The sequence below is a fragment of the Arthrobacter sp. NA-172 genome, from assembly GCF_043952055.1.
Classification (GTDB): domain Bacteria; phylum Actinomycetota; class Actinomycetes; order Actinomycetales; family Micrococcaceae; genus Arthrobacter.
The window spans coordinates 1,038,681-1,052,542 of sequence record NZ_JBINOT010000001.1; the positions used below are offsets into that span (position 1 = coordinate 1,038,681).

At 62.5% G+C, this 13,862-nt stretch carries 8 protein-coding genes and 3 pseudogenes; 3 read left to right on the top strand and 8 right to left on the bottom strand.

Annotated features, from left to right (window positions below; all coding sequences use genetic code 11):
- Positions 1–143: 143 nt before the first annotated feature.
- The gene (locus ACF0H6_RS05205; protein ID WP_395248719.1) at positions 144–359 is read left to right on the top strand and encodes a helix-turn-helix domain-containing protein; all 216 of its coding nucleotides are present in this window, start codon (positions 144–146) and stop codon (positions 357–359) included.
- A 10-nt stretch (positions 360–369) separates the two neighbouring features.
- Here the strand turns inward: ACF0H6_RS05205 and ACF0H6_RS05210 are convergent, their stop codons facing one another.
- On the bottom strand, positions 370–963 hold the full coding sequence (locus ACF0H6_RS05210) for a hypothetical protein (RefSeq protein ID WP_395248720.1): 594 nt from the start codon (positions 961–963) through the stop codon (positions 370–372).
- Between the two features lie 120 nt (positions 964–1,083).
- Here ACF0H6_RS05210 and ACF0H6_RS05215 point away from each other — a divergent pair, with 120 nt between their 5' ends.
- Both ACF0H6_RS05215 and ACF0H6_RS05220 read left to right on the top strand, forming a co-directional pair.
- Positions 1,084–1,899, top strand: coding sequence for a LysM peptidoglycan-binding domain-containing protein (locus ACF0H6_RS05215; protein WP_395248721.1), 816 nt, complete (start codon positions 1,084–1,086; stop codon positions 1,897–1,899).
- A 50-nt stretch (positions 1,900–1,949) separates the two neighbouring features.
- Positions 1,950–2,459, top strand: a complete 510-nt coding sequence (locus ACF0H6_RS05220; protein ID WP_395248722.1) for an Rv3235 family protein — start codon at positions 1,950–1,952, stop codon at positions 2,457–2,459.
- A 22-nt stretch (positions 2,460–2,481) separates the two neighbouring features.
- On the opposite strand, the gene secA is transcribed toward ACF0H6_RS05220, so the two are convergent.
- From secA to mtrA, 7 genes and pseudogenes are all read right to left on the bottom strand, one after another.
- A complete protein-coding gene (secA, locus tag ACF0H6_RS05225; RefSeq protein ID WP_395248723.1) occupies positions 2,482–5,226 on the bottom strand; it encodes a preprotein translocase subunit SecA in 2,745 nt (914 codons plus the stop codon).
- A gap of 42 nt (positions 5,227–5,268) precedes the next feature.
- Positions 5,269–6,597 (bottom strand): annotated as a pseudogene (locus ACF0H6_RS05230) (winged helix-turn-helix domain-containing protein).
- A 32-nt stretch (positions 6,598–6,629) separates the two neighbouring features.
- The gene (gene hpf / locus ACF0H6_RS05235) at positions 6,630–7,355 is read right to left on the bottom strand and encodes a ribosome hibernation-promoting factor, HPF/YfiA family (protein ID WP_395248724.1); all 726 of its coding nucleotides are present in this window, start codon (positions 7,353–7,355) and stop codon (positions 6,630–6,632) included.
- A 158-nt stretch (positions 7,356–7,513) separates the two neighbouring features.
- Positions 7,514–8,503 (bottom strand): ComF family protein, encoded by a 990-nt coding sequence (locus tag ACF0H6_RS05240; protein WP_395248725.1) that lies wholly within the window; start codon positions 8,501–8,503, stop codon positions 7,514–7,516.
- Between the two features lie 118 nt (positions 8,504–8,621).
- Positions 8,622–10,284, bottom strand: a pseudogene (locus ACF0H6_RS05245) (LpqB family beta-propeller domain-containing protein).
- A 53-nt stretch (positions 10,285–10,337) separates the two neighbouring features.
- Positions 10,338–12,174 (bottom strand): annotated as a pseudogene (gene mtrB / locus ACF0H6_RS05250) (MtrAB system histidine kinase MtrB).
- A gap of 106 nt (positions 12,175–12,280) precedes the next feature.
- The gene (gene mtrA / locus ACF0H6_RS05255; RefSeq protein ID WP_395248726.1) at positions 12,281–12,955 is read right to left on the bottom strand and encodes an MtrAB system response regulator MtrA; all 675 of its coding nucleotides are present in this window, start codon (positions 12,953–12,955) and stop codon (positions 12,281–12,283) included.
- Between the last annotated feature and the right edge of the window lie 907 nt (positions 12,956–13,862).

Below are 13,862 nucleotides of genomic sequence, written 5' to 3' on the forward strand. Positions count from 1 at the left end.
CCAATTGCGTAGATCGTCGACGTGACCTTCAATAGGACCTCATTCTGACCACAGGGAGGCAGCTTCCAAAAGCCAAGTGCTTCAAATCACCTCAAACTGTGGATAACCCCAGCGAGGGGGGTGAAGAGTGGCAAAATAGAGGCATGCCCCGATTCCTCACCTTGGCTGATGTTGCCGAACAGCTCCAGATCAACTCACCGCAGGCATACTCGCTGGTGCGAAGCGGAGAACTCAAAGCAATCCAGGTGGGTGGCAGGGGGCAGTGGCGCGTGGAAGAGAAGATGCTTGAGCAGTACATCGAGGAACGCTATGCCGAGGCCAGCAGGATGATCCAAGAGGCCAAATCCAAGTCCTCGTGATCCGCATGTGTTACCGGTCCTCGCCCCGTAAGGAACGCAGCGCCGCAAGGGATTGGAAGGGCACTGTGGCCACGGAAAGGACATTGCCGGAGCGGCGCACTTCACCCGGCATCACGATGGCGAGATCAAAATGGTCCTTGCCCACACGGTCAATCACACCGCGCATCGCCGGGCCCTCGGACGTCCCCGCAAGCAGATAGACCGCCAGTTCCGCCCTGTCCCGGGCAAGCATCCGGAATGCGCTGGCCATGCCAAGCCGCTGCGGGATCTTCGACCGACCAACTGTCACCTGGCGGCCCAACCCCTGATACGTCAACACTGCCGCTCCCGGCACGAACCACTGATGGCGGCCTTCATTCAGGACCAACCATTCGCTCCCCACGTGGCTCAAAGCCCCGGACGCTACCCTTCCTGAGCGGAGCATCACATCAATCGTGAGGCCGACCGCTCCACGAAGCCTGTCGGAAACTTCAATTCCGGCGATTTCCACCCGCGCTCGCTCTGAAATCTCGGATTCAAGCTCCAGCAACCGTTCAGAGGCAAGCTGTGCCTCCATGTCTTCAAACAGGGCATCCCAACGCATTGCGCCAGCGTAAGCGGGCACTCCTTGCTGGTCAATCCTTCTCCGCCCACACAAATCATAGACAAGTGACGCATTTTGTGGTCAAAATTGTCTTAGATGTATCAAATTGCATCAAATGACATCAAATGGGCAGGGGGCCCGATGGAACAGAACACCCTGGATCCGAACGCCGAGGATCAAACCGCCAAAATCGTCCGGAATGACGCTGCCATGGCAACGACCGTTCTTGCTATCGGCCTTCTGCTTGCTGCCGCCGGGCTGACCTTGATTGCCCGTTGGCAGTCCGCAGCAAGTCGTCACGAAGCACACGCGTTCGAGGATCTCCTCGGATTTGTTGCAACTGCCGCCGGACTTTTGATCGTGGGATGGTGGATCACGACGTTTCTCCTGGCCATGGCCGAAGTGTTGCTCCGGAAATCGGGAAAGGGTCGCATCGCAGCCGCCACCGCCAGGCTCAGCCCGGCCTTCATGCGCAGGCTGGCGGTGGTGATTCTTGGCCTGAACCTCGCGGGAATTCCCATTGCGGACGCTGCGCCGGCACCCGTTGAACCGGGGTGGAACCCCACGAACTGGACGGGGACAACCCCTAGCGTGTCCGCCCCACGGACGCCCGTCTCCGGCCCGCCGGCGCAACGATTCAGTGTGCCTTCAAGTGAGTCTGTTCCGCCCGCGATCGAACCGAAGTGGCAACCGCGCGCACCGTCTATCGAGCCCGGGCTTCTGGGGTCACAGGCGCAACGGGCCACGGAACAAACTTCCTCGCCTGGCCAAGGCGCAGTAGTGGTAGGCCGCGGAGATTCGTTGTGGTCGATCGCCGCGCGGCAGCTGGGTCCGATGGCCAGCGACGTCGACATCGCCCTTCGCTGGCCTCAGTGGTACGCCGCGAACCGGGCCGTCATCGGAGAGGACCCCGGATTCCTCGTCCCGGGGCAGATCCTCCAGCCACCGCCGCCATAGCCGAACCACGCCATCCGCAACCATTCACCGATCCCTACCCGAGGACCTCCATGAGCGCAACATCAGCCACCCACCCTCCGTCCAATACCATCCGGACGGCAACGGCGCCACGCGTTGTTCCTGTCCTGGCCGCACCGCCCCCTCGCGCCAAAGCCCGGCGGCGCAGCGGTTCGGGCGAAGGTCCGGGTTCCGCCCCCAAGGTGGTCCGAATGGTCAGTGGCGGCAGGGAAATACACACCTTGGCACGAAGTATCGCCCAGGCCGCTGTCGAAGTCCTTGCCGGCACCCGGCCTGTCCATCAGCTCTCACGGTCCCTGGACCCGAGATCCCTCAACGCACTGCAGCATCGGGCAGCGTTGACGCGGGCCTATTCAGCCCGCGCCGGGCGGTCACGGCTTCACCGCAGTCCGATAGTCCGGTCGGTCCATGTATGCAGCGTGAGCGAAGGAGTGTACGAGGCCAGCGTGGTTGTCTCCGAAGAACTCCGCTCACGCGCCGTAGCCATGAGGCTGGAAGGAAGCAACGGCGTGTGGAAGGTGACAGCGCTTGAAATTGGCTGAGGCGATGTCAGCAGCGGGCTGGTTAGCGGCGCTTCTTCTTGCTGCTCCCGCGCTGCTTATCATCGGCCGCGGCCTTGGCGGGGTTTCCTGAGCGTCCGGAGGCCCGTCCCTCAATCCGGGTCTGGCTCGCCCCGTCTTCGCCGGGCGCTGTGTACTGCAGCTGGACAGGCTTCTCAGGGGCTTCGAGGCCGGCGGCGCGGATCTGCGGGTCGTGGTGTTCCACGTGACCGCCATCAGGGCTGCCGTCCATCACCACTACGTCTTCGGCGGGAGTTACCTCAACTTCCAAGTTGTAAAGGAAGCCGACGCTCTCCTCGCGGATGGCCTCCATCATGCTCTGGAACATCATGAATCCCTCGCGCTGGTATTCGACCAGGGGATCCCTTTGGGCCATGGCGCGCAGGCCAATACCTTCCTTGAGGTAGTCCATCTCGTAGAGGTGTTCTTGCCACTTGCGTCCGAGCACCGAGAGAACAACCCTGCGCTCGAGTTCGCGCATGCTCTCCGAGCCAATGGTTTCCTCGCGCTCCTTGTAGACGAGCTGGGCATCCGAAAGGATCTCATTCTTGAGGAACTCCACGGAAATCCGGGACTTTCCACCGGCTTCGTCAATGACATCCTGAGCGGTGACAGTTACCGGGTACAAGGTTTTGAGGTTGGTCCAGAGCTGGTTGAAGTCCCAATCGTCGCCGGTTCCCTCCGCCGTAGCAGCCTCGATCGCGGCATTGATGGTGTCTTCAAGGAAGAACTGGACCTTTTCATGCAGGTCATCGCCCTCGAGGATCCTCCGGCGGTCGCCGTAGATGGCTTCACGCTGGCGGTTCAGGACGTCGTCGTACTTAAGGACGTTCTTGCGCTGCTCAGCGTTTCGGCCTTCAACCTGGCCCTGAGCCGAAGCGATGGCGCGGGACACGAGCTTGGATTCCAGGGCGACGTCGTCCGGTATGGAACTGTTCATGAGGCGCTCGGCACCACCGGAGTTGAAGAGCCTCATGAGGTCATCGGTCAGCGAGAGGTAGAACCGGGACTCCCCCGGGTCACCTTGGCGGCCTGAGCGGCCGCGGAGCTGGTTGTCGATGCGACGGGATTCGTGGCGCTCGGTGCCCAGCACGTACAGTCCGCCAAGTTCAAGCACTTCCTCATGCTCGTCCTTGACTGCCTGCTTGGCGGCTTCGAGTGCATCAGGCCACGCGGCCTCGTACTCCTCGGAGTTTTCTTCAGGATCCAAGCCCCGCGAGGCCAATTCCGCGATAGCCGTGAACTCGGCGTTTCCGCCCAGCATGATGTCAGTACCACGGCCGGCCATGTTGGTAGCGACAGTGACTGCGCCCTTGCGTCCGGCTTGCGCGACGATTGCCGCCTCGCGTGCGTGGTTCTTTGCGTTCAGGACCTCGTGGCGGATGCCTTCCTTGGCAAGCAGCTTGGCAAGGTATTCGCTCTTCTCCACGCTAGTGGTACCGACGAGCACGGGCTGGCCGTTTTCGTGGCGTTCCGCGATGTCCTTCACTACGGCGTCGAACTTAACGATTTCGTTCTTGTAGACGAGGTCCGACTGGTCGATGCGCTGCATATCCCGGTTGGTGGGGATGGGCACAACGCCAAGCTTGTAGGTGCTCATGAACTCGGCTGCCTCGGTCTCAGCCGTACCGGTCATGCCCGAGAGCTTCGAATACATGCGGAAGTAGTTCTGCAGCGTGACAGTGGCGAGCGTCTGGTTCTCAGCCTTGATCTCGACGTTTTCCTTGGCCTCGATCGCCTGGTGCATGCCTTCGTTGTAGCGACGTCCAGCGAGGATGCGGCCCGTGTGCTCATCAACGATGAGGACTTCGCCATCCAGGATGACGTAGTCCTTGTCCCGTTTGAAGAGTTCCTTGGCTTTGATGGCGTTATTCAGGAAGCCGATGAGCGGGGTGTTGGCGGACTCGTAGAGGTTCTGGATGCCCAGGTAGTCCTCGACCTTTTCGATGCCGGCCTCGAGAACACCGACTGTCCGCTTCTTTTCGTCCACTTCGTAGTCGGTTTCAGGCTGGAGACGCTGGACGACCTTGGCGAATTCGCTGTACCAGCGGTTGGTGTCGCCTTGGGCCGGACCGGAAATAATGAGCGGGGTACGCGCCTCGTCAATAAGGATGGAGTCGACTTCGTCGACAATCGCGAAGTGATGGCCGCGCTGGACGAGCTCGGACTTGTCCCATGCCATGTTGTCACGCAGGTAGTCGAAGCCGAATTCGTTATTGGTGCCGTAGGTGATGTCTGCCGCGTACATCTCCCGGCGCACTGCGGGATCCTGGTTGGACAGGATGCAACCACTGGTGAGGCCCAGGAAACGGTACACACGGCCCATGAGTTCGGACTGGTACTCGGCGAGGTAATCGTTGACTGTGACGACGTGCACGCCATTGCCTGCAAGGGCATTGAGGTAGGCCGGAGCGGTGGCCACGAGGGTCTTGCCTTCACCGGTCTTCATTTCGGCGATATTGCCGAGGTGAAGGGCGGCCCCACCCATGAGCTGGACATCGAAGTGGCGCATGCCAAGCGTGCGGGAGGAAGCCTCGCGCACAGCGGCGAAAGCTTCCGGCAGGAGCTCGTCCAGCTGCTCACCGTCCGCGTGGCGGGCACGAAGCCTGTCCGTCTCTTCGCGCAATTCGGCGTCGGAGAAGGTCTTGAAAGAGTCTTCGAGGGCGTTGATGGAATCGGCATAGACCCGCAGTTGCCTTAGGGTTTTTTTGTCACCCGTGCGGAGAAGTTTTTCGATAAGTGATGCCACGTGAAGTTGCTCCCAGTCTCAAGCTGCCGAATTCTGGCGGTTTCAGTCTACGGGAGAGACCAAGGCCACGCAGTTCCGTTTCCCTGAGAGCGGAGCGCCGGGTTTCGCGTTGCCCGGCATCCCCCTGAACTCAGCCCCGGGCCGTTGCAGCGGCGAGCGCCGGGGAGAGGTCGCCCATCGGTGACACGACGACGTCGTCGAGCCCGAGCCAGTCCGCCATGAGCCGCAGCTCGGCAGAAAGTTCGACGGCGGTGTCCGGCGGCGCGCCCGGCTCAGCATGAGCGGCGCGCACCAGAAGCTGCTTGGCGGTGCGGTCCGCCTTGAGGTCAACGCGGGCCACCACGGCGTCCCGGAGGAGGAAAGGCAGCACGTAATAGCCGAACTTGCGCTTCTCCGCAGGAGTGTAGATTTCGATTCGGTAGTGGAATCCAAACAGCTCTTCAAGTCGCCTTCGCTCAAAAACCAAGGAATCAAAGGGACTGAGCAAAGCCCGGCCGGTGGCGGAGCGTGGAAGGCGCGCTTCCGCGTGACGATACAGCGGCCGGTCCCAGCCGCGGACCGTGACCGGCTCCAGGCGCCCTGCAGCGACGAGTCGGCCGAGCGACGCGGCAGCAGCCTTCACCGGGGTCCGGAAATAGTCGGCGAAGCAGCGGATGGTGCCTATGCCATGGGCCTGGGCCGCGGCGTCGATCAACCTGTCCATGGATGCCGCCAGGCAATCGGCGTTGCCGTCCTCAAGCGCTTCCGAGCGAGCGATGGCGGAGGGAAGTCCTGGCGGCAGAACCCTCGACGTCAGCGTGTACCTGCGCTCGAACTGCTCAGTCCTTGACGCAGCCGTCACCAGTCCTTCTTCAAAGAGGTGTTCCAGGACCCTTTTGACCAGGTTCCAATTCCAGCCCCAGTTGTCCTGCTGCCGGTTCTCCTCGTGCCCCAAATGCGCCGTCAATTGGGCAGCCGTCATGGGCCGCCCGAGAGAGAGGGCGCCAGGATCCGGTTGGCCATTTCTTCCCGGATTCCGCGCTCAAGATGGGCCGCTCCAACCCAAGCACGGTTTTGCCACAGAAGCAGGTCCTGAAAGTGTTCCGGGCGGATGAAGCTGGCCTCGTGCGCCCAGTACTCCATCATGCGACGAGGACTTCGCCCGGCCATCGTATGGAGGATGCTTCGGTCGTAGTTGCCTAGCCGTGAAAAGAAGGGGAGGTAATGGCTGCGTGAAAGGACATTGACAGAGTCGATCTGCACCACCTGGAGGCGGGCAAAGGTGCGGCCCACCGTCCGTGATGTCACGGGGCCGGTGGGCCGTTCCTTGTCCAATCCTTGGGCTGCCAATGCAATCCGCCGTGCCTGCGTGAGGCTCAGCGAAGCGGCCATGCCAGTCCTTTCATTGGAGATACACAAGCAACCTAGGCTGTGGCAGCTTGGTCATTGGAGCGATACGCGTGGATCTTTTCCTCCACGGGTTCAACTCCTGGTTCGCACGTGGAGTCGAGAGTGATGACTCCGTACGTCCAGCCACGGCGACGGTAGACAACCGACGGCGTGTTGGTTTCCTTATCCACGAACAGGTAGAAATTGTGGCCCACCAATTCCATGTTGTCCACCGCGTCATCAAGGGTGAGCGAAGCGGCAGGGAAAACTTTACGACGAATCAGGACCGGGGAATCGCCGGCCGGAATGTCATTGTCGACGTCGTAGGGGGAAGTCTCCACCGGGGGCGTCGTTGGCTCCTGGTGGTTGCTGGCCTCTACGTAAATGGGTTCGCTCGCGCTGGCAGGCTCAAGCGTTGCAGTGGCCTCACGGACGGCTTTGGGCGTGTGGCGGCCGTGGTGGACCTTCTTGCGGTCCTTGGCCCGGCGGAGTCTTTCCAGCAGCTTGCTGTAGGCGAGATCGAAGGCGGCAAACTTGTCAGCGGCGCTCGCTTCGGCCCGGATCACGGGGCCTCGGCCCAGAACTGTTACTTCCACCGTGAGCTGGTCCGGCGCCTGCCGCGGATTGGTTTCCTTTGAAACCTTCGCGTCAACCCTCTGGACCTTGTCCCCAAGCGATTCAATCTTTGAAATCTTCTCGCCTGCATACTCGCGGAAGCGATCCGAAACGGTCAGATTACGGCCGCTGATCATGAACTCCATGGTGCCCTCCAAACAACTCAGGTGACACGATAAGGGCGCTTCTAGGGGCTGATCTGACGGACAGTCGAGCCCCTTTCCGAGCCGCTATCGACAGGTACATCTGTTCTTGGTACCCATAACCGACGTTAGTTCATCGTCACAGGTAATTCACCCTTTCGTCACTTATTTTTTGTTTGAGTCGGTCTGGAACGTTCCTTCGAACCCTCTCCCGAGGGACCGCTTCCGGCTGGCGGCCGGGTGGCCGCAAGGACCACCGCGCCGCGCACCGAGCCTCCCGCCGCGGTCACAGCCCGGGCGGCTTCGGCGAGTGTGGCGCCCGTGGTGAGGACATCGTCCACGATGATGCAGTCCCTGCCCTGCAAGGAGCGCTCCCGGAAGAGCCGGACCGCCATAGAGCCGCGGACACGGCGCACGCGATCCCCTCGGCCCAAGCCTTTTTGCCCGCTTCCCCGCCCTTGGACTCCCGGTCCGATCCCACGGGAGGCGTCGCTGCTTCCGATCACTCGCTCCGCAATTCTCTCCACCCGGGCCAGCAGGGCGAGGGATCTCCCTGCCGGCCCTGGCCCCACCTTCCTCAAGGCATCCCTCATGTGCAGGCCGGACAATGCGTCCCGGCGTAGCAAATGACCGAGCAAGAGATGGACCGGACTGAATCCGCGCCGTCGGAAGGCTGCGTTACTGCTGGGAACAGGTACCAGGCAGAGATCCGCCGTTTCCCCGACCGCTGCCTTGATGGCCCTGCCTAACGCAGGCGCGAGCACCGAGGCCACCCGCCGCTGGCCCAGATGCTTCAAAGAAAGCAGGGCTTGGGCCAGTTCGTCCCGGTATTGGCCTGCGGCAACAACGGGCAGCATTACTGACCCGTCCACGCTGAGCAAGGCCGGCGCCTGCCCCTCGGCGCGGAATGGGCTGCTACACAGATGGCGCAGCTGACGCGCGCACGCACCACAGAGCGACGAATCCTCGGCACCGCAGCACACGCATTCCACGGGAGCCACCACAGCCAGCAGCTCGGTGCAGGCATCGCCCAGGCCTTGTGCGAGCCGCATCAAGAGAACGGGGTGGATTCCCCGATGCCGTCCTGAGTCGCTCCGGGGGTCCGCGAGGTCCGGATCACGCGCACGGCGGCGTCTGGTGTCATTCCCCATCCAGCAAGCATCCGGCTCCGCGGCCCGGGCCAACAGTGTGTAGCCCGCCTATGTGAATAACAGACTGTGTGGAACAGGCTATGTGGGGAACAGGCTGCGTGGGGGGAACCCGCCGGAGCTAGCCCGGGAAGGACGGATCCAACGGCCCCTTGAGTTGCAGTTCCCAGCCGTTGCCTACCCGTTGGAACACCCCGGCCGCGGACTGCCCGAAAGCCTGGTCAGGTCCGTTGCCGGCGCTGATGGTCGTGAGGCCCGGCCAAGCTGGCAACAGCTGCGGCTGACCGGATGTCAAAGAGAGCAGCTCGGGAACTACGTTTTGGGTGGACGAGCCCTTCATCACCGCGACCGTCGTGGAATTGACCCACACCCCTTGGTCGGCAGGGGCAGAAGAGAGCAAGGTAACCGGGGCGGTCAGATCCTTCGGGGTGCCATCAGGATTGCGGACAATTCCCGTGACCTGCACCGAGGACTTCCCCTTCGCCTCGGAAATGACCAGGGCGCGCGTGCCTTCGCGGGATATGCGGAAGTCCGTGACCACTCGCCCTGCCAGCCATGGCGGCGTGATGGTCACTGCGGGGACGGGCTGGCCTTGCGGGACGTTGGACGGTTTGAAGGCAACAACCTCGGTGGCACCGTTGGCTCCGGGACCTGCCGTCCAGACCCAGTCCTGCGGGCTGAAGGAGGGATGGCTCAGAGTGCTCCTGGTGGTCAGTTGACGGGCAGGCTGGCCTGGAATTATCGAATACAGCACCGTTCCGGCGTCGCCGAGGAAGGCCACGGCCTGCGAAGTCGGTGACTCTGCAGGCGCCCTCGGGTTCAGCCCTGCCACCGGCTGCATCTCCGCAAGCGGTGAGATTCTGTTGTTCTCGTACCGCACGAGCTCGCCGTTGCTGACCGCGATCTGGCGCGCAGGCGTGTTCTTCTCAACCACGGGGGGTAGCACGGAGCCATTGTCTTCCACCCGGACAAGATCCTGATCGGCCCGGAGCTGGACGTTCACCACATCCGTTTGGCTGCGGAAGGTCAAGGCAAGTTGATTTTGCATGCGCTGCCGGTCTTCGGCGGAGGCGTCGACGAGTTCCTTCGCGGACAAGTCCACTTGCGCTGCTCCGGACACGACGGGTACCGATTCCCTGGCCAGCTTCATGCCCGACGGAAAAGCACTGACGACGGCGCCGCGGAGGTAAGGCGCCGGGCCGGCAAGCAAGGCACTGGTCATTGCCTTCACGGTGTTCTTCTTGATGAACCAGCGGATATCCGGAACCGCGTAGGTGAAAGTGGGGTCATAGAAGTAGATGGGCTGGGCCGCATAGATGACCTTGAACGTTTCTTCCGGGATAGCGGTGCCGTCCGGGACCGCCGAGATCCGCCACTCGCCGTCGGCACTGGTCCAGGGTCACCGGGATCGTTTCGGTGGTTCCCTCAGGGAACTGAGTGGCGACGCCGTCGGCGTCGACCGCGTAGGCCAGGTCGAGCTGGTACTTGAACTCGTTTTCCACGCCGGTCTTGACTACTGTCGCCTTGCGGAAGACGAGTGTGCGCTTGTCGGATTTCCAACTGACTGACAACGACTGCGTAAGGTATTGCCGTGCCACCGCATAGTCGCCTTCGTAGCCGCTGCCGGCGCCGTAGAAGTCCTCGATGATGGAGGCCGGGCTGGCCCCGGGGTGTGGCGGCGGAGGGAAGAAGACGGGAGCATTCGGGTTGCCTGCGCTCTCATCCTTGCTCTTCCCCACTGGCCCGGACCGTGGAATCTGCGCGCAGGAACTGAGGACTACCATGAGGACCGCAAGAATGGCGATCACCGCTTTGAGGAGGTAGGGGCGTCGGGAACTCATGGTGCGGTCCCCCCGGGGGCGTGATCGGCGTCGGACTCTCCTGCCGGCGGCAGGGCCGGAGTGTCGTCGGCACTTGGATCTGCCGCCAAACCCTGCTCCGGTGACCCATCGCCCGTCCCTAGGACGACCATCTGACGCTCGGGGGCGGCGCCAGGTAAGTGGACATCTGCGGGTTCAAGCTGCAGTGGTGATTTCACAATGGTGCCTCCCTTCTTGAGGGGCAAAGTCAGGCGGAAGTTGGACCCGGATCCTTTGCGGCCCCACGCCTGCAGCCAACCGTTGTGGAGCTTGGTGTCCTCCTCGGCGATGGACAGCCCCAGGCCGCTGCCGCCTGTGGTCCGTGCGCGGGCCGGATCTGCCCGCCAAAAGCGGTCAAAGACCCGCGCGGCCTCCGCAGGCGTCATGCCGATGCCGAAGTCGCGCACCGAGATGGCTACGGCGTCATGGTTGGCTGCGACGGAGACATGGACCGGCCTCCCCTCACCATGCTCGACGGCGTTGAGCAGCAGGTTCCGCAGGATGCGGTCGATCCTGCGGGCATCCATCTCCACGATGATGCGCTTGTGGCGGGACGTGAGACGCACTTCGGAGCCGTATTCCGCGGCAACCGGCGAGGCGCCGTCGATAACGTGGGCTACAACTTGGAAAATATCGGTGGGCTCAGCGTCCAAAACCGCAGCACCGGCGTCGAAGCGCGAAATCTCCAGCAGGTCCGAGAGCAACGATTGGAAACGCTCCACCTGGTTGTACAGCAGTTCCGCGGAGCGCTTGTTGATGGGATCGAATTCGTCCCGGGCGTCATACAGCACCTCGGCTGCCATCCGGACGGTGGTAAGCGGTGTGCGCAGTTCGTGGGATACGTCGGACACGAACCGTTGCTGCATCTGGGACAAGGTGGCCAACTGCGTAATCTGTTCCTGCAGGCTCGCCGCCATGTGGTTGAAGGAGGCACCCAATCTGGCCACCTCGTCTTCACCCTTGACCACCATTCGCTCCTGCAACTGGCCGGCGGCCAGCTTTTCGGAGACGACGGCGGCATGGCTCACCGGACTCACGACGTTTCCTGGTCACGTACCAGGCGATACCGCCGATCATCAGGATGAGCGCGGCGCCGCCAGCCCACAGGACGTTTTGGATCTCATCCAGGGTTTGTTGGGCCGTGTCCAGGTCGTAGAGGAGGTAGAGCTCGTAGACGGTGCCGTTGAAGGTGACTTTGTTTCCGACGGCGATGCCCGGGTGGTCCTGGTTGCCGACCGGGAACTCCGTGGACGCCCAGTACTGATCCTTGCCTGATTCCTGAACCGATTTGCGCAGTGCCGGGGGGATGACGCGGACCGTCAATTGGTCCGATGCCCGCGATTCCACCCAGCGGTTGCGCGGCTTGGTTTGTTCAGGCATGGCTTCGAAGACGTATCGCCGCTGGATGACCGACCCGTTGCCCTCCACTGCCTTGAGGGTGTCGTAGACGAGCGTGATGACACTCGATTGGTCGTTGGCCTGCGAACCGTCGAAGGTGTCCTGGACTTGCTTCACGTAGTAGCGGCTCTCGGATTCGGCTTGCTTCAGCCGCTCCTGGAACAGGTTGTTCGCTATTTGATTGGAGAGGTACGCGCCGACCACCGCAAAGGACATGATCGACAGGACGATGGTCACGGCCACGGTCCTGAACTCAAGCGAGCGGCGCCACCGGCGGATCAATGCGCGCCACAAATACCGGATTCCCGGACGAATGTGGCGAAGGCCCGTCACCACCAAACGGGATACACGCAGCGTCAGGATCAGGGCGCGGCGAGTCCAGATCCGGGTACGTTCAGGATTCCAGGGGAGGTTCAGCGCCCGGGCGTCGGTGTGCTCCGGAACCGGATGTCCCGCACCGTGGTGATCGACCTCAGCCGGGGTTTCTGCCGCCTGGCCGCTTCCGGACTCACCGGTGGAAGACTCAGGAACCTGCTTTATATCCGACACCACGAACCGTCAATACAACTTCGGGGGCTTCCGGATCACGCTCGATCTTTGACCTCAGCCTCTGGACATGGACGTTGACCAGCCGCGTGTCGGCAGCGTGGCGGTAACCCCACACCTGCTCGAGGAGCAGTTCCCGTGTGAATACCTGCCAAGGCTTGCGCGCCAGCGCCACCAACAGATCAAACTTCAGGGGCGTCAGCGAAATCCGTTCTCCGCCCCGCGTCACCAAGTGGCCCGCTACGTCAACTGTGACGTCGGCAATCCGCAGGGTCTCAGGGGCTTTCTGGTCTCCCGGGCGAAGCCGGGCGCGAACCCGGGCCACGAGTTCGGCCGGCTTGAAAGGCTTGGGCACGTAGTCATCGGCACCGGATTCGAGGCCGCGGACAACATCGGAAGTGTCCGATTTTGCGGTCAGCATGACGATGGGAACGTCGGACTCCCCGCGGATCTGGCGGCACACTTCGATGCCGTCGGACCCGGGCAGCATCAGGTCAAGCAGGACAAGATCGGGCTTCGAGGAACGAAAGACCTCGAGTGCCTGCCCTCCGTCGGCGCAAAAGACCGGGTCGAAGCCGTCGTTCCGCAGCACGATGCCGATCATTTCAGCCAGCGCTTCGTCGTCGTCTACTACCAGGATGCGTGCCTTCATAGTTATATATTCCCTTATCCCCTAGCCTTTGTCCCGTTGAGCCGGATCACGGCATGGCGCGATGCGGCTCGCAAGCGCAATGGGCTATGAGGCGCGACGGCGGAACTATAGGCTGGAGCGAACGGTCCCCCACAGGGTCCGTGCATTGCTGCGGACCGCATCTTTTGGGGAGGAAAACGTGTCACAGCCATATCCCGGCAACGGACCTGAACAGGGACCGCAAGCGCCGTGGGGTACCCAGCCACAGTGGGGTCCTCCCCAGCCGGGCGCCCAGCCACAGTGGGGTCCTCCCCAGTTTCCCGGGCAGTCTTGGGGCGCCCCGGCCGATCCCCGCTGGCCGGCAGGCGGTCCCCCCCCGTACGGCCAGCCCCGTTATGTCGCTCCCCCGAAGCCCGGAATCGTGCCGCTCCGTCCGCTCTTGTTCGGCGAGATCATGGACGGCGCCTTTCAAACCATCCGCCGGAACGCCAAAACCATGTTCGGTTCCGCTCTCATAGTCCAAGGAATTACTGCGGTCTTGAGCGGTGCCGCCACGCTGGGAATGCTTGGCATCGCCCAGACCCCTGTGGGAGGTTTCAGGACCCAGTCCGAGGCCATGCAATACCTCGGCCCGATCCTCGGCATGGTTGCGGGGATCCTGGGCATTTCAATGCTGGCCATGGTGCTCGCCTCCATCCTCCAAGGTGTGATGTCAATCCCGGTCGCGAGATCGGCGTTGAACCGCCCCACCGGGTTCAAGCAAATGTGGTCCTTGGCCCGTTCCCGTATCTGGCCCCTTGTGGGTTTCGCTTTCCTCCTGCTTGCCGGATCACTACTGTTCTTCGTGGTTCTAGCAGTGCTGTCCGCCCTGATCGTGGCTGGCGCGGGCCCGGCCGGGTTGCTTTTGGTTCTTCCTTTAGTGATCGGG

Excerpts from the sequence above, each read along its gene's own strand:
- mtrA (WP_395248726.1), bottom strand. The coding sequence starts at position 12,955 with ATGAAGGCACGCATCCTGGTAGTAGACGACGACGAAGCGCTGGCTGAA.
- ACF0H6_RS05205 (WP_395248719.1), top strand. The coding sequence starts at position 144 with ATGCCCCGATTCCTCACCTTGGCTGATGTTGCCGAACAGCTCCAGATC.
- ACF0H6_RS05215 (WP_395248721.1), top strand. The coding sequence starts at position 1,084 with ATGGAACAGAACACCCTGGATCCGAACGCCGAGGATCAAACCGCCAAA.
- ACF0H6_RS05220 (WP_395248722.1), top strand. The coding sequence starts at position 1,950 with ATGAGCGCAACATCAGCCACCCACCCTCCGTCCAATACCATCCGGACG.
- ACF0H6_RS05240 (WP_395248725.1), bottom strand. The coding sequence starts at position 8,503 with ATGGGGAATGACACCAGACGCCGCCGTGCGCGTGATCCGGACCTCGCG.
- hpf (WP_395248724.1), bottom strand. The coding sequence starts at position 7,355 with ATGGAGTTCATGATCAGCGGCCGTAATCTGACCGTTTCGGATCGCTTC.